Raw genomic sequence first — 20819 nt, 5'->3', positions numbered from 1 at the left:
CTTTACTACCATTACGATATCTGCAAAGACACACATTTGAAATATTAACGTCGATCTGAAAAATGGGGCCGCCTTAACGATCATTTGATTCATGATTCTGGGCAACAACCAATCTCTTCCCGCAATATGGACAAAACTCCAATGGTGCACTTGCAATATTGCGTCCAAACATTAGATAGTACACTCCTTTCTGATCCCCTGAATACTTGAAAATCTCTGTATCCTGTTTAATACATTCACTTTCACGCTCTTCCTTAAATTTCTCGCAACAAAACTCTGGACCCATTTTATCTCCTTAGATCTGCAATAGACAATATATATTTTTACGTATTGTGAAATTATGACCAACTATGTTAGAAAAAAATATATATTGTAATATATATTACATTCTTGATAAATATGAGCATTAAACCCATAGACAACAATGATAACGATTGGTATAACAGATTTTTTGACTTTGGTAGTGGCATGAGGAGAACAAAGAGAATGTTAGATTGGCACCGCAATTTGTTTGGCATGGACCCTTTCAAAGAATTTGATGATATGGATAGAGAACTGGATAGCATGTTTGGACGTTTAAGGGATATCCAAACCAATGCTCCAAAAGAGTTGGTAAGGGAGTATCAAACTTCTGATGGTTCAATGGTAAGAGAAGTTGGACCGTTAGTGTATGGCTACTCAATGACTATTGGACCCTATGGCAAACCCAAAGTGAGAGAGTTTGGAAACGTAAGATCACCTAACCAATCGGGGGTTACAGGTACATTCGGAAATGTAACAGAATCTTCACAACAGATATCCGCCGAGAGAGAACCTCTCGTTGACCTGAACACAAGTGATAAAGAGGTCAAAGTTGTGCTGGAATTGCCTGGTGTAAAAAAAGAAGACATCAAGATAAGCGCCTTTGAAGAAACAGTGGAGGTATCAGCAAACAACTCCCAAAGAAAATATCACAAAACAATAGATCTACCGAAGGAAGCCAATCCTGAGGCCGCCAAGTCCACATACCAAAACGGAATACTAGAGATTGTATTTAACAAAAGAGATAACGCAAAGCGAAAGGGAAAAGAGATAAAGATAGATTAAGCTTGGGATAGAGTACCACATAATGTCTACACTAACTTGCAAAACCTACAAATGGTTTTCAATACTATTATAACCCATGATTAATCTTGGATGGTCAAAATATCTAGGTAACCATTCGATTCAATGATTTACAGTTTTGTAGATGGCTAAAGTTCGTGTAACGTTAAACCCCATGAATTATCAAAAGTGGATTGGTTCTCTGTTTAGGGACTATTTCTGAAACCCTTCCGAATCGTCCCATTCTGAGAACTGCTACTATTCAGTCCAATAATTCAACGAAACAATATATGCTTATATATTCATAGAACTAAAAAACTGGAGACTATTGATTGCAATTTGGCAAATATTATTGGCTAATTTTGTGTCCTAAAGCCACTGGAAATTTTTTCATGAAAAAAACTGGAGGGGTACCAAGATGACTTTAGGCGGTGGATTGTATGGTCCTGATTTAAACGTAGAGCCGAGAGGGAAAAAATACTGGCCCCCTCCAAGTAATCACACAAGAACTCAATATGTTATTGGATTGATTAAAGATAAAGATATCAAAGAATACATTTTTAGAACTTGGTTGGAAATGTATAAGCACTATGATGCTGACTATTATGAAGATTGAATATGATTCGTATTTTGACTAAATAGCGCCGTTAAAGTTAGAAAAATTAGCCGGTATAAAACCTAAAAGGGGATCATGTGCAGGTTCGGCGATTTTCTTAGATATGTAGAATTACTTGGGAATGAAAATGGGTATAAATATTGTCTAAGATTTATTGAATATCTTGACGACGGCTTACCTTTACTACCATTACGACACATCTGCATGATTACACATTTGAAATATTAATATTGATTTTGGCAGTGGGGCCGACATCACACTTTATCAAAAGATCTGAACAGGGACTCTATATTTGCGTCACTTGCATCACTTGAACCATTCATAATGTGGACGGTTATCTCCTAAGCTATATCAAATATGATATGGACTTGAAGCTATGAACAGTATCCATTTAGATCATTCCTATGACAACAAAGTATAAGTAGATAGAAGAATTTTTGAATAAAAAAAAGTACCATAATATTATTAAATCTATTATGAGAATTCTACGCGACGGCAACCATTACTTCCTCAAAGGTCTTGCACTCTACATAGTGCGAGGCCTTGTCATTTAATGAACCTTCGTCAAAGTTACAAGGGTATAAAATGATTCTTATTCCCCCTTTCAAAAACGACAATATCTCCATGGCTGATAGAAAAAATACCCCTTAGCGATTAGTATCTAACCTTGTAGAGATCGAATACGAGGATTTAATACAAATATTACATTTTCAATCTTATGTTTTTCTTAGTTTAGTATCAATTCAATTATATACATTTGCTAACAGCGATTCAACTATATCACCTGTTCTTGATGTCCTATAAGAAATCTTTTTAGAATTGCATTTACAATATTAAATATTGATAAAAAGTGTTGATCGATATCCTTATATTAAATTTAGCAATATAAATATAAAAAAAATACAACATATTGTTAGTATTCTTTTAATATTCACAATTTTATCCACTCTTATTCTGGGCTCAGCCACTTCAAACTGGAATGTGTATGGACAACCTAATGAAACAAATTCTCAAACTGAAAAAGTAATTCCATCTATTCCACATACTTCTCAAGAAGGAATCACTGAAAGTACAAATGAGCAACCTACATCAGAAACTGGCTCTGCAGAAAATAGGTCAGATGTTATAAATGATGAACAAGACATAGCCGGCGGATCAAATACATTGAGTGGATCTTCTGATTCACAACCTGATGAAGATTGTTTGTTTGACCCATCATTACCCAAATGTGCTCCTGATGAAAATGGTAATTGTCCTGAAGGCTTTAATATGAATGAGGATGGTCAGTGTTTTCCGGAACATGATGAATGTCCTGACGGGTATCATAGTGCAGATGATGATGAAACTGGAAGATGCATTCCCAATTCGGATGGATGTCCATCTGGCATGATATTTAGACCTGAAATGAAAACATGTGGATACAAAGAAGATGTATGTAGGACATATCCTTACCTTGCGGACTGCAAGGTAGATGAAGGTGGTAACGGTGGTTCGAATAATCTCGCTTACAATTCAGGATACACCCATGGTTGTTCGGATGCAAAAATATCTGATCCCTCTAAGAGATACATAAATCAAGCAGGGAAGGGACCTAACTATCACACACCAGAATTCATGAGTGGATACAATGATGGATTTGAAATTTGTTCTAATGGAAGCAACCAGCCACTCTCAAATTCAGAGGGAACCTTTAAGGTGATTGTTGAAGTTACAAACCAGTTACCACGGGATACGTACGGTGGAATCACCGTTAGTGTAGTTCATTTCCCCGAAAACATCTTCAAGCCGGTATACGGTGTCTATTTCCCAGCTGGACAAACTGTTTCAAAGACATTTACATTCAAATCAAGCGACGTTCCTATAGGGATTGAATTTGAGGTAAATCTTGATTATGGTGACGACTATAATCAGTACATATTTGGGAAAAACTCTCCTGCAGAGAAACCCGAGGTAGTTCAATTCTTTATCTCTTAACTGTTTATCACCTTTTTTAGGTTATTAAGAGGAACAAATTCTGTTTTTATAAGCAGCGCCTGCTATTTTTAGATCGATTTTCCAGATGTGATCCGATAACACAAGGTTGACTAAACTACATTATTCACTAGTAAGAGGATGTGAAATCATGTTTCCGGATAGATGGGGTAACTACTTCTAGGCCGTTTAATCGAGTTGGATGATATATGTCCATGCTAGATAGCGAGTTATCTTGCAGTTCTAAAGTACTATACTTTTTGAAACTTTTAATCGAATCTTCAGTGTTTAAATACATTAGTAACCATTACTGACCATTTTAAACCGTGTCCAGGGAGATAGTGTTTGATACTTGTAGATATGATTATGGTTAGTTTGGATGGGCTGGAATAGGCTAAAGAGATTAGGAAATACAACTCTCATGTAAAAATTCTCTTAATTACAGGAGATTGCAAAGGGGATTTATTAGATAGTATCGACTTTAAGAGGGCCCAAATTTCTGAGTGATTCAAAAGCCAGTAAACTTGGAGAACTTGGGGCCCCATATACTTCAACTATGTTCCAAGAACAAACCTGCAAGTAGTAACAGTAAAATCTGATAATTATAAGAAATCTTGACTTTTTGCTGATGGTTATGAGTTTGTTGTAAATCTGAAGAAATCTACTTCAGCGAACAGATTCTATCAGCTGTCTTAATAAAATTTCATCGAATAGGGGTAAAAAGTCTAATCCGTTTGTACCAGTGCCGCTAGCATTGGTGGTAAGATATATTTCTCCATTTGAAGTTTTAGCCAACACATTTTTCTTTTGTTCTCCATCATAGATAAAAAAGGAACAAGCATCTTCGCTAATCAATCTCTCTATCGTTGAAACATCTTGGATGCCATACCCTTTAACATTACAGTGTGATATAATGCCGTTTTTATCTTTTACAACACTGGTAATTTCAAACTCATCCAATACCTTACAAAACCATCATAAATATTTAAGTTATTTCTAAACTATATATTTCAATTCCAATGCATGATAGAATGAAGCCAATAACCCAGTTCTAAATGCTTAATGTAATTGTTTAATTAAAACCTAGCAGCGGCCTCAAAAACAAAAGTCCCTATCCTACGCTTTTGACGTGGTATCTATTATGCTAATGGAAGACCCCTATACAAATCTTAAATCATAAGGCGAAAAATAGGTTACTAATGAATTTCTTTGAAAGATAAATCTTTGAAGTTTATGTGTTTTTTGGGGCCCATGAAGGTATGAAATGTGTTGACATGGGAGAAATGCAATAAAATATTTATTTCCCATCTAGATTAGTTCTCCCGAAATATAGTAATTGAGTTGTAACGGAATCTGTGAAAGATACAAAGCTAAAAGAAATCCCAATATCCCATCTAGATACAAGGAAGGACAGAAAAGATGTAGCGTATGTGAAATTTTCATACACTGGGATGGAAAACCATGTTGTCCTTGTTGTAACTATAAGCTAAGAACAAGGTCATTTCGTGGCTTGGGAATGAGAAAGAAATACAGGGAAGAAACCATAAAGCGGTACTAAGGCAGCTTTGTATTGATAAACAACAATGAAATTTTTGTCGATATGATGTGTTATCCATCATCTCATTTGTCAGAATCAGATGACTGCTTTAGGTTGTTGTGCTAGGGATAGTTTTTTCTTTCAGCACTATAACCTCGGATCCACATGAAAAGATGCTGTAGGAAGATCTATGCCATCGCTATAACAAACTGTAAATTCGGAGTTTTGAGACTATAGTTGCTAATTGTTCATTCTACCATTTTTTTCTAAACTACAATCCTTTTGTTATATCTTCATTCGCTAATCATTAATCGTATGATATCAATTGTTTACATATTCGATGGCTATTGATTCATCACAGTTGTTTAAATTCAACCTATGGAGTAATAGATCTAAATTGAAATCACTGTCTATTTGTTTTCTATTCTTAATAGCGATGTACTGATCGTTATAATCTCTTTTCAATTCTTCATGATTTGAATAAAACCATTTGAAATTGTCTTTTAACTTTTCATATTTTACAAAGCATCTATCAGATTCCGATATGCTAATATTCAATTTACATACCTTTGATCTTCTAGTACTTTGTTACATAAAACTATTGACATATCTTTATTATAACAATCCGAACAAGTGAAATTTGTTCAAATTTTGACAAGTATTTGGACTATTTATTTCATATCTAATCATAATAGAATTGATTAATGCATGCTTATCCTCTCTGCATGTATGAATTAGACAAAAAGTTTAATGAAATAATCATAAAAACCTGTTAATGGTATTTGGTTGTAGAACTCTCATCTTATCACTAATATGGTCAGATAAAGTTGTAATTAAGTTTCGAATACACCCTTGCGAAGAGATATAAACGTAATGTAAATATATTTCATTTTGTCGACAATTTTTTCCAATATTATACAATCATTTATATGCAAAGTTACCAACATGTTCACACAGTTAATATTCTCAAAACTTTACAAAATTAATGCTCTTAAAAAAATGATTATACTCTTATTCACAGTAGTTGTATTTTCTGGATTCTTTATGCCTCCAGTTTCTTCATTTAACGTATTTGTTGATGATTTCGAGGGCACGCCTGGTAATGATAATATTGAAGGAACTGTTGGAGATGATAACATAGATAGCGGAGATGGGTATGACACTAACAGCGGTAAAGCAGGCGACGACAATATAGATAGCGGAGATGGGTATGACACTAACAGCGGTAAAGCAGGCGACGACAATATAGATAGCGGAGATGGAAATGATGTCAACCTTGGTGATAATGATAATGGTGCTGGTGATGGTGGAGATGATGTAATAAACAGTGGAGATGGTGATGATGACAATTTTGGAGATAACTATGAAGGCAGTGGTGTAGGAGGAGATGACACTATAAACAGTGGAGATGGAAATGATTTCAACTATGGCGAAGCAGGAAATGATAGAATCACTCGCGGTAAGGGTAATGACTTTAACTATGGCGAAGCAGGAAATGACAAGATTAAAGCTGGCAAGGGTGACGATACCTTGACAGGTGCTGCTGCTGCTGACAAGTTCAATTGTGGTAAGGGAAGTGATACGATAACAGATTATAACAAAGCTGGTGGAGATAAAAAACTGGGAACTGTGAGAAGTAGCGATTAATCTTTTTTCTTCTTCCTCCTTTTTTTACTAGTTATCTGATAACAAATTAACTTGATGTACAAAAACTTTATAAAAAATACATAAAATCAAGTCGATTTATGAGAAACAAAAAGCCCCACACAACCTAACTGCAATAACTGGAACTTCAGATCAGTCACCGGCAATTTGTTTAAGAAGAAGAACTGATTTTGTTACAAAAATCCCTAATCGAAAAACTTTATCGAACTTACCACTTTATCAATATTCCTCGTGTCTAAACTACCATTTGGACCTAATATTTTGAATGAATATACATTGCCATTGTTGCTAAAGTGTACAAAAGTCATGATACTTGGAGTCTTATGATTCATTACCGAATAGTAATAACCTTTTATTCCACCTTGATCCAAACGTTGAACCCCACCTTCCATTAGTGTTTGATGAGGAGGTAACGTTAATGAGTTAATCACTGCAAGCTCATGTGGATCTATCAATGAAGATTTGTCAATATTGACCACATATGAAACATTAGGGGATATGAAACTTTTATCAAACCATGTCCCCTGCAAGTCTGAAATATTGCTATTGTCTGGATAATCAAAGGAGAATTTATAATCTGGGCTATAATATGTTGTCCAGTCTGTTGTTTGCTGTTGGGCTAAAATTGTTGGGGCCCATATCGTTAAGAAAATCAAGGCCGTTATTGTAATTGTTATCAAACCAAAAACCTTTAACATTATTAAATCATATTGTTTTGTTACGTTAATCCGCTATTTAACTTGCATAGCATGTTACTCAAAATCAGGAATTTTAGTTAATGAAAAACATCTAAATTCTAGTTTTTTAACTTCAAAAGTTTTGCCGATAGCACACTAAAATAGTCTTCATCAATTACAAAAAAGAATTTCTAGTTTCGATAAAGCGGCCGCCATAACCTAAGCTTAGAACATATCAATCTACATAGTCAAATAATGTACCATTCGCTTTGATATTCTCCCTGTTCTCAGATGAATTCCTAATTCTCTCTATCATCTTTTGATTCTGCAAGACAAGACCGAAAAAGAAAAGTACTGAAATATTCGACTCTGAAACTTTGTCCATTACTGCCTTGGCCGCCCCATCGTCCAAATTATTACAACAATCAACTAGCATTCTTAGTAGTTGTTCCCTATCATCTTTATGAAGTGCGTATAGTAAACCGAGCCATTTTTCGCAAGTTTTATCAAACAATGCTTTGACTACAGGTTTCTCTCTTTCCAACTCTGCTACTTTCTTTAATATTGATTGTTCGCTTAACTTACACTCACTATTCAACTTAAAAAGTGTTTTATAATTATGGAACAAAGCACCAATCATGATAGGCTCTATTGGTACTGGTCTGTTGGCATTAGATAGATACTGAGTGTACAGTTTAGCGTTTTCAAAGATGATATCAAATGCTTCTCTCGCATTCTTTGTTAATAGTCCTTTCTTAAATTCAGACCAGTTAGCCCGCTCTATCTCAATTAAGTGTCTAAATGAAGGGATGCTTCGACCCATTAGATTTGAATATACAATTATACGGTTTAACTTTTACGCAGTGTAACAATGCGTATAGAACAAAAAAATCCAAAGACTTCTGGAGTGTAGAGGTTATTAATTAAATTAACCACACAGTCCGGCTAAGCATTTCGCGCTCTCAAATGACGACACCATTACTATCTCCATTGGATACATTCAAAAAAGCTTTAAACCCAATTGTTTCAAATATTCATAGTCTATGACCAAATGTAAGATCTGCAATAGGGGGCCTAAATTCTACATATGTCAGAATAGGAAGTCTCGGATCATTTAAAAAGATTGGTTATTCATGTTTATACTGCGATATACACTACGATAAAAAACTGTATACAAATTCTCATAAAACAGAGATCCTTAAAAGAAACTCAGACTGGGCTTCTTTTTCCAAACAGAGGATGCTCCGGCCGGGATTTGAACCCGGGATCGTCGCCTTGAGAGGGCTCCTCCCCTTACTAAATTTGGTAAGATCTGGGTTAGGAAATAAAGAGGTTAGCAATGGCAATTCTTTATCCAAGAGAGTGGCGAGTTTCTTTTTGAGAATAGACTTGAGTTTATACTCATATGATTTTGATATTTTCTTACTGCCTTCTAAATATCGTATTTCAGCTTTTGAGAGAAGTGACATAGTAGTGTTTACAGAAAGATGTTAAAAGATCTTTTGGATTTTATGTGGATATTGACTTCCATATACTTATTATTTCATCATCAGCCAGTAAGAAAAAGGGAAAGCTAGCGTATTTTCGTTAAGCAAAAAAGCCAATAGAAAATCTAAAGAATGCTTAATAATTCCTTCAGGGTTCCCTTCTTGTGAAAATTACATTTGTTGTTATTGTATTGTCAATTTTGATAATTGGTATCTCATTTGGCTTTGTTGATTCTTCAATGTCTAATTTAGTATTTGGTCAATCAGGTAATTCTTTGGGTCAAAAAGGCGAAGGCAATAAAGCATCTCAAAGTGAAACAAGTTCTCAGGAGACAAACCAGAACAGCATGTGTGTTTCCGGTGAAAGCACATCACAAAGTTGTAATAATTTGTCCGGTCAAAATATTGGTTCCGCTCAAGTCGGTAAAGAGGGACCTGAGGGACCAGCAGGGCCGCAGGGACCTCAAGGGGAGCGAGGTCCACAGGGCATACCAGGATCTAATGGAGAAAGAGGACCGGCAGGGCCTCAAGGTACGAAAGGCGATACTGGTTCAGCTGGACCGATGGGCAATCAAGGACCACAAGGACCACAAGGAGCTATTGGTTCAATTGGACCTGAGGGACCAGCAGGTCCTAATCAAATAGATGATTCTAACTTGTACATAGTAAATAATGAAACCGAAATTCCATTCAATATGAACCCAGTCTTAGTCACAGTAGAATGTGATCCGGGGGATATAGTTTTGGAACACGGGTATCTTGCAGGTTTTGATTCAAGTTTTAGGATGTTAGGCGAGACCCCATTAGAAGAAGGTTTTGAAGGCTGGGCGTTCTATCTAAGGAATGAGGCTGATTTCTCTTTTGACTTTGAGGCGATCATAACCTGTTTTGACAACCCCTGACTCCTTTTTGATCGACATCATATTCAAACCAAAGAGACTGGTCATTGTTATGGGCTCAAGATTACAGGATTAGTTATTGTGCAGGTTTTAGTCTCTCCAGCAGCAATGGTTCCAGAACAATCGCCTGAAAGTGTTATAGCCGGGGAGTTTACAAAAATAGTTATAGGGCTTCGCAATCTATTCCCAATATCATCGACCGTGACTATTTTTCCAACTCCACTAAAATCCTCTGTTACAGAATAAGAACCAGGTTCTAAAGTAACTACGGTTCCAGATGATGAACCTCCAAATGTTGTGGAATCTTGATCTTTATCTGCAACTGTAATCATAAAATCTTGCGGTTCAAAGTTGCTATCCACGTCTTCGCAGTCTGTAAAAATATTATCGTCTTGACATGTTACAATTTTAGTTACTATTAGCGTAGCAGGTTTAGCCGTGTATACTAATGTGTTTGTAATAATACACGTTATTTTTTGGCCTGCTTCAATGGTCCCCTTACATTCAGTGGAAAATTCACTTTCGTGTTTTACATCATTTCCAGGTACTTGTGGGAGTCCATCAGATAATGCATACTCTTCATCTACAGAATATAGACCTACAGGTAAAGTAGTTGAGACTCCTGACTCAGAACCTGGAAAACTGTTTATTGCTTTGTTCACGTCACTACCAAAAACAGAAACTAACCAATCCTGTGGTTCATTATCATTTGTTATTTGTGAGCATACTTCACCAGGAGCAGTGGAACTTTCATCATTGCATTTTGTTATTTTAGTTGTTATTAGAGTTCCACTTGCTGATGAGGGTGGTTCTTCTTCCTGATGTTGTAGGCAAATATCTAGTAAGTTATCAATAACATCTCGCTGAAGGGTGTCAGAATTACTGTTAACCTTACAGTCAATGTTGTTGCCAGCACCTACTGTATTTCCTCCAGAACCAACCTGACTGTTCTGTTCAGACGTTTGAGATTGTTCGGTTTGCTGGTCAGAGTTCCCACCCCCCCTCTTTGAGATAAGGCGTTGTTCTGCGCATTTGCTGTAATTGGTAAATTAACAGAAAATAGACCTGTAGATAATGTCAAAATTATGAAAAAGGAAGTTAAACTTAATCTTTTGATTGTCAATAACCATTACCATTGAATTATCAATATAATGACTATTGAACCATATTCTATTATGATTTCGTAGTAAGATTTTACTAATACATAATATATTAAACCAAACTAGAATGTCAAAATTTTTGTTTCAACCAGATCCAATTGATGGATACGAATTTAATCCAATTCCTATTGACATTCACTTGGGAATAATCAAGATTCCTACAGAAGAATTTCTTGATGATTTTGGGATAAATACTACTGAATCTGTGATAGTTGGAATTGAAAGAGAAGAGGTCTTAGATTGGATGCAAATTCATTTTGCTAGAGAATTTGAAAGATATGGAAAACTCAAAGAATCTGATATTCGTCCTGTGGACCATAAGACTAAACAAGCATGGGCAAGGATTAGAAGACATATCAAAGATTAAACTTGATTAACTAAAGGACAAATTCCCTTATTCTCTAGCGAAAATTAGGATGGATGTTCAAAATGAAATCGTAACCATAGCGAAGCTATTTGATGATACAATGAGCTTTTAAACTCCTCTTTTCAATAATGTCTAATCTAATTCCACAGCAATTCCATAAGGGTCTTGCATCCATAGTTCTTCCCCAAGCCGCCTATGCAAGACCCGGTTACCTGTAATTAAACCAGACAATATCACTCAAATCTTAAAATAATTTTTAACTTAAATCAAACGTAGTAAACTAAATTCTCAATTAAGAAAATTGAGTCCAGAATTTAAATTTCTCTCTTAAAATCCGTTAATGATTGATTAAACTCATAATTGCTATAGCTACATTTCTTATCTTGTCTTACACGGTTTCAAATCCGATCTCCGGTCAAAATGAGGAAAACACTCAAAAAACAAATCAGGACAGTATGTGCATTTCGGGTGATAGTACATCACTAAGTTGCAATACCTTGTCTTCTTCTTCAGTAGGTGCTTCCAATTCGGGAGAAACGGATCAAGTTTCATTTTCCCTAGTTGGGAAGACATATTCTATAACAGGTGAAACCGATACCGGCATAGGAGAGGCCTCTTCAATAGCCGAGTGCAATAGTGGGGATAGCGTTCTCTCGGGAGGATTTCTGTTCAATAATCTTGGTACACCTGAATATGTGACGCTCAGTCGAGCAGAGGGCACCTCATCATGGATTTCTGAGATTCAAGGAGACTCGGGAATAAGATTTCAAGTCACAGCCTATGCTTTGTGCTTCGACAACCCCTAACTTCTTTTTGTTTATTATTCGATTGTATTGAATAATTTTATGTTGGCTCCTATTTTGATCTACTCAAAATAATTAGATAGCAAATACCTAAAAAAGATAATAATTATGTTACATGTTTTTAGTTATTTTTGATGTTCTTTATCTCTTTTAATGTGTTTTCAATTTCTTCAATATGCTCATCTATATAATATCTAATATTGTCAATCTCATTAGGCATTAAATTTGTCTCAGTTAATAATTCCGTATTTACTTGCTTATTTAGATCCCCTAGGTTCCTAGGATAAAGAACTCTGACACTTAATTCACCACCAATGAATTCTATTTCTAGATATTCTTTGGTGCCAATAATTTGAGAAACTCCTATGGCTCTGAGGAATCCAGTAATTCGTAATCTAAATTGCTTGTTAGAATCTTTTATTATTACATCTTTAAGTTCAGACACTTAGTTCATCTCTCCTTCCTTGAAGTTATTGATTAATTTACTAATTACAGAATTAAATGAATCACCAGTTTGGCCTAATTTCTTTAGTGCATTGTAATTGTCGTCATCAATCAAGATTTGTTTGTAACTTTTGTTACTGTTAGACATATCATATTTATAACATCGATTATATTTAAGTATTACCTAATAATAGTAATAAGTCAGTACATAAGCAATTGTTGGTTAAAAGTAATTTATTAAATAGGACATTTACTCCTCAAGTATTATTAGTCACAGACATTTATTACAGTTACTGGAGTATTAAGAATATTTACCCCCGAGTGCATTATTATTAAAAGTATAGGTTAAGTGTACAAACCTGTAATTCCAAATCAAATGCAATAAAATAGCTAAAGTTCTTACTCATCGCTAGCAATGATTTTGTAGCTATTTATTGCACCTAAATTACTCGCGTCGCTTTCACCTATCATGAACTCAAAAGGCGCTGATTCCTGAGATGAAATAGTAGATGGACTAGTAAAGGTGGTATCAGTGCCTATAACCTCGTTATCTTCGTCATAAATAGTAGCGGTTACTTTGACAAATTCTTTATCTTCTGAACCTGTGTTATGTACTTCTCCTACTATACGAAAATAATCATCTCTGAAGTACGTAGTCGCACTTGTAATGTCTAATTCCGATTGCGAAGTAGATTCAATTCTCTCTATTTCTCTATTATCAGCACCACTTTCTTGCTTCTGAAGTTCTTCTTCTACTTGTCTAGCGAATTTTTCTGATAACTTTTCTTGTCCTTCTTCATCGTTAAATGGGACTGTTGCAGTATCTGTATCAGATAGTGACCATGTTTTTGCAAGATCAGTGAGAGTTACATTAACTATTAAACTGGTTAGAGTTTTATCATTAAACTTTGTACTCATGACGATCGTTCCAGATTCAGTTATTCCAAATCCATTTGGGAACGAGGATGTCTAAACTAGAGTCCCGTTAGGTGCAAAACTCTCCATCTTAACCTGAATCCTCGAATCAACTAAGGAAGGATCGTTTGTAGTGTAGTTCACTAATACGGCTAGGTAACTAGTTGCATCATCAATCGGAATAAATTGAGTCTCATAAATATCAATGGTGATTGGAGCGTCTATTTGCGCATTCGCATTATCAAATGTATTAACTGAATTAAAACCCAGAAGGCCAATAATTATCGTAGTAGACGACATTATCAAATTTCTAATATCACCTGTATACTTAGGCATCAGATTCAGAAATCTTGGCCAATATATATAATCACTCTTGATTCTTATTTTCGAGCAGGAATCAATGAGATTTCATCATATTATTAGCATTTTTCAAATGGCGTCAAAACTATTTACTGAAAAAGGTACTTGGTAAAAAATGAAGGCTGTTAAGACTTTAGCAAGATTCATAGAACTATTTAGAGACATCTATCACCGAGAGGCTCATTAAATTTTTTCCAATTTTGTTTAAAAGATCAAATTCTATCTCCAGTCTATTGTTCTAATAAGGATCGTTAAGAAAAAATACCCTCGAGTCAGTTAAGATTATCTGTTGTCAATTCAAATAAAGGTCTATTTCCGTGATAAGAAGTGAGACAAGTTTCATATAACTTTTGGTACCATTCATGGTTGTAGTCTTTTCTTATTACTAGTCTATCATTTCGATTCTTTACTCTTTCAAATATTTCTTGTATAGGTAATCTATCGTTTTTTGATGAATTACAGGCAATACATGCAGGTACAATATTAAAGATTTCAGTTTGATATAGATAATTAAATGGAATAACATGATCCATATGATATCCTTTTTGAGATTTAGTTTGACAGTAAGAACAGGAATCATGTAACTCTAAAAGAATAGTTTTTTCTTTATTATTTTAATGAGTCCTTGGATTTGAACCTGCGACTTTTTCTGCAATTCTGGGAACAAAGTTTATCTTTTCTAAGTAGTGAGTAATCATGAAATTAAGAGCCCACAATAATATTCCACGGTGATTTATGAAAAAGTCAACGAGCGGTTTGTCAATTGTGATCGAATCGCTCCTCTCATTGCGCTTGTATAAATCACCAATAGGATCTAGATGAAAAAGAACTTCTGGTTTTATACTCTTGTTGATTACTTCTTTTCTAAGTTTTTGGAATTCATTAGTTACTAATTGTTCGAGTGAGGGAGTTTTTGGTTCATTGTTAACATTACTTAGGATCGCGTTTATGTTGGCATCTAAGGGATTGTGGGACTGTCTAAGCTTGAACTTGAATAAAAACTCCCAGTAGTATTTGATATATCTAATGGCAATAAAATTAAGATCTACTCGTAATTGTTCGCCATTCTTTTCAATCCACTGATGACCTATTGGTTTTCTTCCTGTAAAGTCATCGTCGTAATCTGAAATATCTAATAATGCTTTTAGAAAAACAGGTTTGTAAGTGCTCGAAAGTTTTTCATTGTTGAAAAAAGAGTTAAACCGCCTAAGATAATTTTGTTCAAGATTCCTATAAGTATCCACAGGATAGGAATGATTGCTTGTAATTAATGAATTATTCTTGAGTGCGTGGGGGAGTTTTTTCTTAATAGGTTCTATCCAATCAGGAAATTGAAATGGATTGGATGTAACATTTCAATACAGAATTAGAATCAAGTTAGCCTTATTTCCATCGTCCGATTGTTCCACTATTGCTTCTCTAATATTCTTGTCACCCATTTTTGCATCGGAGGATGATCTCATGTATGCATGATATATTTTGAGATCAGACGATTCTGAAGTTTCGACTGAATTAACGTCTAATCTAAAGTTCAAATCTTCTACATTCATCTTATTTGAATTTAGAGCGTCCGGTACTTTGAGAGGAAATTTGACACCTATTTGATCCTCAGCTACTGAGATATAGACTCTGCCACTTCCCTCCTCAATACCTTTCAAGTCTGAGGAATTTGTTTTTATGTCCAATATTCCATTATAAATAATCCTCCCTGTATCAGAAGAATGTTTTCTCTCATCATCTAACGTAATGCTGACAATTTCTAATCCATTAATTTGTTGAGGTATAAGCGGACAAATGATACTAATAAATCCCAATACTGTTAAAAACCCAAAAGTTATCATTTTGTGCATTTTGTTGCAAATTGCTCACTGTATTTATTATATCTACGTCTTCTTTCTCATTCCTGATAATGAGAATTTAACGAAGGTGAGTTTGTGATACAGACCATTGACTAGAGCATGAAGGCTTGGAAATCTTAGAGATAAAAAATTGTTTCGGGCCGCTTGGGTGTAGTTTTCTTAACACTTAGATTGTAATTAACCGCCCTGATGATTGGTGTTAAGAAAATTAACCCCCTCGCATATTGATTCTTTACAAGACTAGTTATTTTTATTGTTGCGTTGCTACCATAAGAAACGATTATATGAGTGATAACAACAATATTAATTTGTCATAGCTACCTTTTTTTATTACAAACATTATTTAGCCCATTATTAATGGGTAATTCTAAATTTAATGAAAGTAGTATCGATCCCGATCTTGTGTTGTCTAAAGTTGATTCTCCGTAGTATAGCCAAAAATTAGCTAGTAGTGGTCAAAGTAAATATCAATTAAACATTTGAATTTTGCCACGACTCGAGGGTATTTTTTCTTAACATTAAACTGGGCCTATCTCTTTGAAAGAGGTCAAATTCATTTTTTTGAAAGAAGGACATAGTAATTATATTTCTACTTATAAGCATATTCGAATTGAGAGTATGTAATTGTATGTAATTGTATTGTAATACCAATATCTATAAATAACACAGCAGATTAGATATTGTAATGACAATACAAACAACTACATTAATAATTTTTGCAATAGCAGCGATGATTTTTCCAATAGGGACATATCAACAAATAAATGCTACTCCCTTCGGTGGTGGAGATTCAAATCCGCTAGGGGGTATCGGCGGAGCTTTAAGTGGTGGTGGAGATTCAAATCCGCTAGGGGGTATCGGCGGAGCTTTAAGTGGTGGTGGAGATTCAAATCCGCTAGGGGGTATCGGCGGAGCTTTAAGTGGTGGTGGAGATTCAAATCCGCTAGGGGGTATCGGCGGAGCTTTAAGTGGTGGTGGAGATTCAAATCCGCTAGGGGGTATCGGCGGAGCTTTAAGTGGTGGTGGAGATTCAAATCCGCTAGGGGGTATCGGCGGAGCTTTAAGTGGTGGTGGAGATTCAAATCCGCTAGGGGGTATCGGCGGAGCTTTAAGTGGTGGTGAAGATCCAAAAGTAGCAGGGGATGCTGGGTGTGTAATTGGAGGAATCCTCGGCGGATTACTTACAGAGACCACAGATGGAGCTGCAGCAGGATGTATGGCGGGTAAAAAAGTTGGAAACAATTTCCAAAAAAGTACGGAGACAGATCTTGAAAACTGTAACTATGGATATAATAGCGAAACCTGTAATTATCGTCATAATGGACCCACTACGGAAGATGGAAATACTCAACAACCAGTAGTTACCAGCCTTGTGCCAATTCCAGGTAAAATCCCTGATCAATGCGGATTTACTTATGAATGCACTCAGGTCCCTATTGAATCTGGTATCGGTTGCACTTTAGGGGGCTATATAGGTGGTGGTTCACCATGTGATTTGATAACGAGTAAAATACCAACCGAAGAAGCTTCAAAGCCATATTCAATACCCAATCATGTTCAAACATCAGGTGGAAGCAAATGGTCAACTAACCCGGGTGACCCTTCGACATGGTCTATTGTCGCAATGACTGATTCTGATCACCGAGGACAGTATAAGGTTATAGATGAAGATGGGAAGAACGTTGCCGCAAACTTCAATTCACAAACAGAGGCACAGGAGTATATCAATGGTTAGAAATCTTGACCTCAATAGGTGAGAATTCTTTCCAAACTTTTTGCGTAAATAGGTGTTAAGAAAATTACCCCGTACGCACATTGATTCTTCACAATTTCAATTATTTTTATTGTTGCGTTGCTACCATAAGAAACGATTACATATGTGATCACATCAAGATAAAGATGCAATTAGCTCGTCTTATCTTTCTTAATCAAATTTTTTGTTAATTGATAACGCCAAAGCACACTGTGATATTATCAGTTTAGTCCCATATCGCTGAAGGATATTTATAGATTGCAATGCTGAATATAGCAATATTAGCGACTATCTCAAATATCAAATATCAAATAAATATATGAATCATGAAGGCTAGGGTGTAGTTTTTTCTTAAAATAGGAAAGGTTTTTACCATATATATTTACTGTTGATTACGTATCATATCACCAAGTAAAGATTTTGATATCAGTTAGCATAAATAGAATATTCATTGTTCTTTTGTCCCAAGTTACACATTGATTTGAAACTATATCATAATCCAGAAGTTTGTAACTTTTAGTGTATTCAAATATTGAAGGTATGTTCTTATGGACAAATCAATCAAATCATATATTTAAGAGAAGATAGATAAAAATAAAAAAGAGTCAGCTACATGAGAATTGGAAAGATAATAATAAAAATAGTTTATATATTTATTCCAATTATCTACTTAACTTTTAATTTTTTACTAAGTAGTGAGATCATCAGATTTGAAGAATCTGATAATCCCTATCTAGTTAATTTTGTAGGAAATGGAATTCTGTGGTTTCTCTTATTCTACATGTTTTTAGTAATAATTTTTGTTATTGTTTACTCAAGGTATTTATCATCGCGAAATGCCGAAACTCTTTCGTTAGAATACGATCTAATCAAACCCTTGAAAACGTTTTACTTAGTAATCACTTTTATTTCATATTTTGTAGTATTTACTACTTCTACATTCGATTATCCGCACGGATATGATAATTTTATCTTTGCTGTAACTTTTGTTTCTATTGTCAGTTGGTCTAGCTTAAATTATTATTATGGTCGCAAGTTATTTCATAACGAATACTTAGTTAAGATCGTTCAAGGTTATCTACTTCTTTCCTTAAAGGGTCTTGGCGATGATCGTATAATATCTTTTCAAAAAGGGATCGCTCTTTATGATTCTTTTTTATCCCGCACTATAAATATGAAACTAAAGAAAAAAACCGAAATTTTTTCAAAAATCCCGTTTATGTCTAATGTAGAACAAGAAAATATAATAAATAAGCTACTTTCTTCTTTGAATTATGATAGATATCATATTCTTCATCCCTTGGCACTATTAATAGAGGAAGAACCACAGAACTTTCTAATTCATATAACGATTGGTGAGATAATAGTAGAAGTTTTTAAAACCTTTATTCTTCCAATCATTACTATAATTGGTCCCGTTATCCTTGGATATTTCATTACGGAAATGATACCAAAATAATTTATGTGAAGGTGAAAGTAGTGAAGGTTGTGAAGGCTTTAGAAGAGACAATAGTTGAAAGGATTGGGTGCTGTAATCTCCAAATTATGCTTATCGCAATCTTGATATATTCGTTGGAAACAAATGTTGACTACGTGGGGGTAGTTTTTCTTAACACTACTTGTTCTTGTGGTCTTGAAAAACGGTCATTGTCAGTTGGAACATCTCTCGAGTCTTTGTCCAAGACTATGAAGTTCGTTCGTTGTAAAGAGTAAGTGCATGAATTTGTTAATAAATTCCAATCTAATAAATTATATATATTTAGTCCTAATAATTTTACTGGTGAATTCAATAGTAAAATTTACGTCACAAAAAGCTCTTCTTGCAGCATTCTTCACCGTGATCCTTGTTTTTTCTGCCCCTCTCCCTTCGGTGCTAGCCTCGTCTAAAAGTCCATATGATTCAGGATACGATCATGGATGTGATGATGCTGGAATATCAGATTCTTCAGATAAATACATTAATCAACCTGAAAAAGGACCATCATTTCATACTTCGGAATTTATGAATGGATATTACTCAGGAGTGAACTCTTGCGGAGGCAATAGTGGTGGAAGCTATTACTAGCAACCACAACAAGCTCAAGGAAGGGATAGTCTTGGTGATGATCTAGGCCAATTAGTCGAGTGTGTGACTAAAGCAGCACCGTAACCTTCAACAGGTCCAGTAGGGTCTGAAATCGGGGGTATTGGATGCGGGATATATGCAGCTAAAGTTATAAGTAGCAACATATCAAATCATTTTTTGGATATTAATTCTCTGAAAGAGAGAAGCCACTTTATGAGACTTTGACATATTACCCGAACCACTTTCATCTATAGATTCTGTTATCTACATTTAATATGAAGCTGATGATAATTTTTGTGGGCCCTGTCTCACTTGATCGAAGGGTATTATGACTTCGTCGTAACTCTCCATGGATTGAGGTGTAAAGAAAATTCACCCCCGAGTGTATCATGATCTATTGATACAGAATTAGAGAATAGATGTGAATATTACATTCAAACTATATCTTAGGACTAATAATCTGATTTTGGATAACTATAATGATTTGGCAAAGATGGTTATAAATATCAAAATAAAAAAATTTGCTATCTTGAAAAAAATATGGCGTTAAGTTGAGTCGGTTGTGGGTTTTTAATTCCTCTACACTGAAAGTAAGGTTCTGTGGAAAATATTTCGCAATCAGAATTGGTTACAGAAGCAGTAAGTGGTCCAAAACTTGTAACAGTTATAGCAAATCTCGAGTCAATCAGTACGTCTATGTCAAAGAGCATTGAATGAGTCACGGATTGAGTTATTAATTTTGAACCATAAGTTATTGTGATACTACATGATTTTGCAATCGTACATTGTCCATCTTTAACTGTGGCATCTACAATCAGTTTGGCAGTAGGACCATTTGGCGGTAAATTTGTTTGTCCTAAATTACAACCTTCGTCAAAACCTTGTGAATTGTCTTGATTTTGACATTGTAAATTATTTCCAGATAAAATACTACTATCACCTGAGACTACTTGGTCATCTTGATTAGAGGATTGTAATTGATCTATAACTTGCTCTGCTTGACTATTCCCCTTTTGTGCCAAAGTATTAGACTGAGCATGTACTGATTTTACTACAGAATTTGTTGACATGACTCCTATACTTAGAGTCAAAAATACGAATAATGTAATAGTTAGATTTTTCCTATTTAATTTCAATAACAATAACCATTAATTTGAT

General features: G+C 34.9%; 31 protein-coding genes. 13 read left to right on the top strand and 18 right to left on the bottom strand.

The window, feature by feature from the left end; translation table 11 throughout:
* Positions 1-73: 73 nt before the first annotated feature.
* The gene (locus NMY3_RS13510) at positions 74-286 is read right to left on the bottom strand and encodes a hypothetical protein (protein ID WP_196816352.1); all 213 of its coding nucleotides are present in this window, start codon (positions 284-286) and stop codon (positions 74-76) included.
* 113 nt (positions 287-399) lie between these two features.
* Here NMY3_RS13510 and hsp20 point away from each other — a divergent pair, with 113 nt between their 5' ends.
* The gene (hsp20, locus tag NMY3_RS13505) at positions 400-1086 is read left to right on the top strand and encodes an archaeal heat shock protein Hsp20 (protein ID WP_231100086.1); all 687 of its coding nucleotides are present in this window, start codon (positions 400-402) and stop codon (positions 1084-1086) included.
* Between the two features lie 415 nt (positions 1087-1501).
* Complete coding sequence (locus tag NMY3_RS13500) at positions 1502-1699, top strand: hypothetical protein (protein ID WP_196816351.1); 198 nt, start codon at positions 1502-1504, stop codon at positions 1697-1699.
* 485 nt (positions 1700-2184) lie between these two features.
* Here the strand turns inward: NMY3_RS13500 and NMY3_RS16755 are convergent, their stop codons facing one another.
* On the bottom strand, positions 2185-2325 hold the full coding sequence (locus tag NMY3_RS16755) for a hypothetical protein (protein WP_231100085.1): 141 nt from the start codon (positions 2323-2325) through the stop codon (positions 2185-2187).
* A 214-nt stretch (positions 2326-2539) separates the two neighbouring features.
* On the opposite strand from NMY3_RS16755, the gene NMY3_RS13495 reads away from it, so the two are divergent.
* Positions 2540-3673 carry a hypothetical protein gene (locus NMY3_RS13495; protein WP_196816350.1) on the top strand — a complete coding sequence of 378 codons (1134 nt, stop codon included), beginning with the start codon at positions 2540-2542 and terminating at the stop codon, positions 3671-3673.
* Positions 3674-4336: 663 nt separating this feature from the next.
* Here NMY3_RS13495 and NMY3_RS13490 read toward each other — a convergent pair.
* Positions 4337-4630, bottom strand: a complete 294-nt coding sequence (locus tag NMY3_RS13490) for a DUF3892 domain-containing protein (RefSeq protein ID WP_196816349.1) — start codon at positions 4628-4630, stop codon at positions 4337-4339.
* Positions 4631-5025: 395 nt separating this feature from the next.
* Between NMY3_RS13490 and NMY3_RS16925 the strand changes: the two genes are divergently transcribed.
* On the top strand, positions 5026-5160 hold the full coding sequence (locus tag NMY3_RS16925; protein WP_257719987.1) for a hypothetical protein: 135 nt from the start codon (positions 5026-5028) through the stop codon (positions 5158-5160).
* Between the two features lie 368 nt (positions 5161-5528).
* Here the strand turns inward: NMY3_RS16925 and NMY3_RS13485 are convergent, their stop codons facing one another.
* Positions 5529-5765, bottom strand: coding sequence for a hypothetical protein (locus NMY3_RS13485; protein ID WP_196816348.1), 237 nt, complete (start codon positions 5763-5765; stop codon positions 5529-5531).
* Positions 5766-6251: 486 nt separating this feature from the next.
* Here NMY3_RS13485 and NMY3_RS13480 point away from each other — a divergent pair, with 486 nt between their 5' ends.
* Positions 6252-6854 carry a calcium-binding protein gene (locus tag NMY3_RS13480; RefSeq protein WP_196816347.1) on the top strand — a complete coding sequence of 201 codons (603 nt, stop codon included), beginning with the start codon at positions 6252-6254 and terminating at the stop codon, positions 6852-6854.
* Positions 6855-7057: 203 nt separating this feature from the next.
* Here NMY3_RS13480 and NMY3_RS13475 read toward each other — a convergent pair whose 3' ends face one another.
* The 3 genes from NMY3_RS13475 to NMY3_RS13465 form a co-directional block, all read right to left on the bottom strand.
* Positions 7058-7570: a hypothetical protein gene (locus tag NMY3_RS13475; protein ID WP_196816346.1), complete on the bottom strand. Its 513-nt coding sequence runs from the start codon at positions 7568-7570 to the stop codon at positions 7058-7060.
* 214 nt (positions 7571-7784) lie between these two features.
* Complete coding sequence (locus NMY3_RS13470; protein ID WP_196816345.1) at positions 7785-8372, bottom strand: hypothetical protein; 588 nt, start codon at positions 8370-8372, stop codon at positions 7785-7787.
* A gap of 358 nt (positions 8373-8730) precedes the next feature.
* Positions 8731-9018 (bottom strand): hypothetical protein, encoded by a 288-nt coding sequence (locus NMY3_RS13465; RefSeq protein WP_196816344.1) that lies wholly within the window; start codon positions 9016-9018, stop codon positions 8731-8733.
* Positions 9019-9200: 182 nt separating this feature from the next.
* Here NMY3_RS13465 and NMY3_RS16955 point away from each other — a divergent pair, with 182 nt between their 5' ends.
* Positions 9201-9938 (top strand): collagen-like protein, encoded by a 738-nt coding sequence (locus tag NMY3_RS16955; protein WP_231100084.1) that lies wholly within the window; start codon positions 9201-9203, stop codon positions 9936-9938.
* 47 nt (positions 9939-9985) lie between these two features.
* Here the strand turns inward: NMY3_RS16955 and NMY3_RS13455 are convergent, their stop codons facing one another.
* Complete coding sequence (locus tag NMY3_RS13455; RefSeq protein WP_196816343.1) at positions 9986-10597, bottom strand: hypothetical protein; 612 nt, start codon at positions 10595-10597, stop codon at positions 9986-9988.
* Here NMY3_RS13455 and NMY3_RS13450 point away from each other — a divergent pair.
* Positions 10590-10757 carry a hypothetical protein gene (locus NMY3_RS13450; protein ID WP_196816342.1) on the top strand — a complete coding sequence of 56 codons (168 nt, stop codon included), beginning with the start codon at positions 10590-10592 and terminating at the stop codon, positions 10755-10757. The genes NMY3_RS13455 and NMY3_RS13450 overlap by 8 nt on opposite strands.
* A 94-nt stretch (positions 10758-10851) precedes the next feature.
* Here the strand turns inward: NMY3_RS13450 and NMY3_RS13445 are convergent, their stop codons facing one another.
* Positions 10852-11058 (bottom strand): hypothetical protein, encoded by a 207-nt coding sequence (locus NMY3_RS13445; protein ID WP_196816341.1) that lies wholly within the window; start codon positions 11056-11058, stop codon positions 10852-10854.
* A gap of 104 nt (positions 11059-11162) precedes the next feature.
* Between NMY3_RS13445 and NMY3_RS13440 the strand changes: the two genes are divergently transcribed.
* Both NMY3_RS13440 and NMY3_RS13435 read left to right on the top strand, forming a co-directional pair.
* Positions 11163-11462 carry a hypothetical protein gene (locus NMY3_RS13440; protein ID WP_196816340.1) on the top strand — a complete coding sequence of 100 codons (300 nt, stop codon included), beginning with the start codon at positions 11163-11165 and terminating at the stop codon, positions 11460-11462.
* A 344-nt stretch (positions 11463-11806) separates the two neighbouring features.
* Positions 11807-12268 (top strand): hypothetical protein, encoded by a 462-nt coding sequence (locus NMY3_RS13435; RefSeq protein ID WP_231100083.1) that lies wholly within the window; start codon positions 11807-11809, stop codon positions 12266-12268.
* A gap of 118 nt (positions 12269-12386) precedes the next feature.
* On the opposite strand, the gene NMY3_RS13430 is transcribed toward NMY3_RS13435, so the two are convergent.
* The 7 genes from NMY3_RS13430 to NMY3_RS13400 form a co-directional block, all read right to left on the bottom strand.
* Positions 12387-12710: a hypothetical protein gene (locus NMY3_RS13430; RefSeq protein WP_196816338.1), complete on the bottom strand. Its 324-nt coding sequence runs from the start codon at positions 12708-12710 to the stop codon at positions 12387-12389.
* A complete protein-coding gene (locus NMY3_RS13425) occupies positions 12711-12857 on the bottom strand; it encodes an antitoxin VapB family protein (RefSeq protein WP_196816337.1) in 147 nt (48 codons plus the stop codon). It abuts the gene before it with no gap.
* Positions 12858-13108: 251 nt separating this feature from the next.
* Positions 13109-13627: an FxLYD domain-containing protein gene (locus NMY3_RS13420; RefSeq protein ID WP_196816336.1), complete on the bottom strand. Its 519-nt coding sequence runs from the start codon at positions 13625-13627 to the stop codon at positions 13109-13111.
* 51 nt (positions 13628-13678) lie between these two features.
* Complete coding sequence (locus NMY3_RS13415) at positions 13679-13960, bottom strand: hypothetical protein (RefSeq protein WP_196816335.1); 282 nt, start codon at positions 13958-13960, stop codon at positions 13679-13681.
* A 296-nt stretch (positions 13961-14256) separates the two neighbouring features.
* A complete protein-coding gene (locus tag NMY3_RS13410; RefSeq protein ID WP_257720031.1) occupies positions 14257-14580 on the bottom strand; it encodes an HNH endonuclease in 324 nt (107 codons plus the stop codon).
* An 18-nt stretch (positions 14581-14598) separates the two neighbouring features.
* Positions 14599-15228 carry a hypothetical protein gene (locus NMY3_RS13405; RefSeq protein ID WP_196816333.1) on the bottom strand — a complete coding sequence of 210 codons (630 nt, stop codon included), beginning with the start codon at positions 15226-15228 and terminating at the stop codon, positions 14599-14601.
* Between the two features lie 111 nt (positions 15229-15339).
* Positions 15340-15834 carry a hypothetical protein gene (locus NMY3_RS13400; RefSeq protein WP_196816332.1) on the bottom strand — a complete coding sequence of 165 codons (495 nt, stop codon included), beginning with the start codon at positions 15832-15834 and terminating at the stop codon, positions 15340-15342.
* Positions 15835-16528: 694 nt separating this feature from the next.
* On the opposite strand from NMY3_RS13400, the gene NMY3_RS13395 reads away from it, so the two are divergent.
* The 4 genes from NMY3_RS13395 to NMY3_RS13380 all read left to right on the top strand — a co-directional run bounded on the left by NMY3_RS13395 (position 16529) and on the right by NMY3_RS13380 (position 19661).
* Complete coding sequence (locus tag NMY3_RS13395) at positions 16529-17578, top strand: hypothetical protein (RefSeq protein WP_196816331.1); 1050 nt, start codon at positions 16529-16531, stop codon at positions 17576-17578.
* A gap of 631 nt (positions 17579-18209) precedes the next feature.
* The gene (locus NMY3_RS13390; protein ID WP_196816330.1) at positions 18210-19055 is read left to right on the top strand and encodes a hypothetical protein; all 846 of its coding nucleotides are present in this window, start codon (positions 18210-18212) and stop codon (positions 19053-19055) included.
* 20 nt (positions 19056-19075) lie between these two features.
* Positions 19076-19309 (top strand): hypothetical protein, encoded by a 234-nt coding sequence (locus tag NMY3_RS13385; RefSeq protein WP_196816329.1) that lies wholly within the window; start codon positions 19076-19078, stop codon positions 19307-19309.
* 67 nt (positions 19310-19376) lie between these two features.
* Complete coding sequence (locus tag NMY3_RS13380; protein WP_196816328.1) at positions 19377-19661, top strand: hypothetical protein; 285 nt, start codon at positions 19377-19379, stop codon at positions 19659-19661.
* A 14-nt stretch (positions 19662-19675) separates the two neighbouring features.
* On the opposite strand, the gene NMY3_RS13375 is transcribed toward NMY3_RS13380, so the two are convergent.
* Both NMY3_RS13375 and NMY3_RS13370 read right to left on the bottom strand, forming a co-directional pair.
* A complete protein-coding gene (locus NMY3_RS13375) occupies positions 19676-19825 on the bottom strand; it encodes a hypothetical protein (RefSeq protein WP_196816327.1) in 150 nt (49 codons plus the stop codon).
* Between the two features lie 360 nt (positions 19826-20185).
* The gene (locus tag NMY3_RS13370) at positions 20186-20731 is read right to left on the bottom strand and encodes a hypothetical protein (RefSeq protein ID WP_196816326.1); all 546 of its coding nucleotides are present in this window, start codon (positions 20729-20731) and stop codon (positions 20186-20188) included.
* Positions 20732-20819: the final 88 nt, after the last annotated feature.

This window comes from Candidatus Nitrosocosmicus oleophilus (assembly GCF_000802205.1).
Lineage (GTDB): Archaea > Thermoproteota > Nitrososphaeria > Nitrososphaerales > Nitrososphaeraceae > Nitrosocosmicus > Nitrosocosmicus oleophilus.
This window is presented reverse-complemented; position numbering and strand designations above follow the sequence as displayed.

Coding starts and splice junctions, on each gene's coding strand:
- NMY3_RS13510 (WP_196816352.1), bottom strand. CDS start 286: ATGGGTCCAGAGTTTTGTTGCGAGAAATTTAAGGAAGAGCGTGAAAGT.
- NMY3_RS13375 (WP_196816327.1), bottom strand. CDS start 19,825: ATGTTGCTACTTATAACTTTAGCTGCATATATCCCGCATCCAATACCC.
- hsp20 (WP_231100086.1), top strand. CDS start 400: ATGAGCATTAAACCCATAGACAACAATGATAACGATTGGTATAACAGA.
- NMY3_RS13470 (WP_196816345.1), bottom strand. CDS start 8,372: ATGGGTCGAAGCATCCCTTCATTTAGACACTTAATTGAGATAGAGCGG.
- NMY3_RS13370 (WP_196816326.1), bottom strand. CDS start 20,731: ATGTCAACAAATTCTGTAGTAAAATCAGTACATGCTCAGTCTAATACT.
- NMY3_RS13500 (WP_196816351.1), top strand. CDS start 1,502: ATGACTTTAGGCGGTGGATTGTATGGTCCTGATTTAAACGTAGAGCCG.
- NMY3_RS13420 (WP_196816336.1), bottom strand. CDS start 13,627: ATGAGTACAAAGTTTAATGATAAAACTCTAACCAGTTTAATAGTTAAT.
- NMY3_RS13390 (WP_196816330.1), top strand. CDS start 18,210: ATGAGAATTGGAAAGATAATAATAAAAATAGTTTATATATTTATTCCA.
- NMY3_RS13400 (WP_196816332.1), bottom strand. CDS start 15,834: ATGCACAAAATGATAACTTTTGGGTTTTTAACAGTATTGGGATTTATT.
- NMY3_RS13480 (WP_196816347.1), top strand. CDS start 6,252: ATGCCTCCAGTTTCTTCATTTAACGTATTTGTTGATGATTTCGAGGGC.
- NMY3_RS13415 (WP_196816335.1), bottom strand. CDS start 13,960: ATGCCTAAGTATACAGGTGATATTAGAAATTTGATAATGTCGTCTACT.
- NMY3_RS13440 (WP_196816340.1), top strand. CDS start 11,163: ATGTCAAAATTTTTGTTTCAACCAGATCCAATTGATGGATACGAATTT.
- NMY3_RS13425 (WP_196816337.1), bottom strand. CDS start 12,857: ATGTCTAACAGTAACAAAAGTTACAAACAAATCTTGATTGATGACGAC.
- NMY3_RS13475 (WP_196816346.1), bottom strand. CDS start 7,570: ATGTTAAAGGTTTTTGGTTTGATAACAATTACAATAACGGCCTTGATT.
- NMY3_RS13465 (WP_196816344.1), bottom strand. CDS start 9,018: ATGTCACTTCTCTCAAAAGCTGAAATACGATATTTAGAAGGCAGTAAG.
- NMY3_RS13395 (WP_196816331.1), top strand. CDS start 16,529: ATGACAATACAAACAACTACATTAATAATTTTTGCAATAGCAGCGATG.
- NMY3_RS16755 (WP_231100085.1), bottom strand. CDS start 2,325: ATGGAGATATTGTCGTTTTTGAAAGGGGGAATAAGAATCATTTTATAC.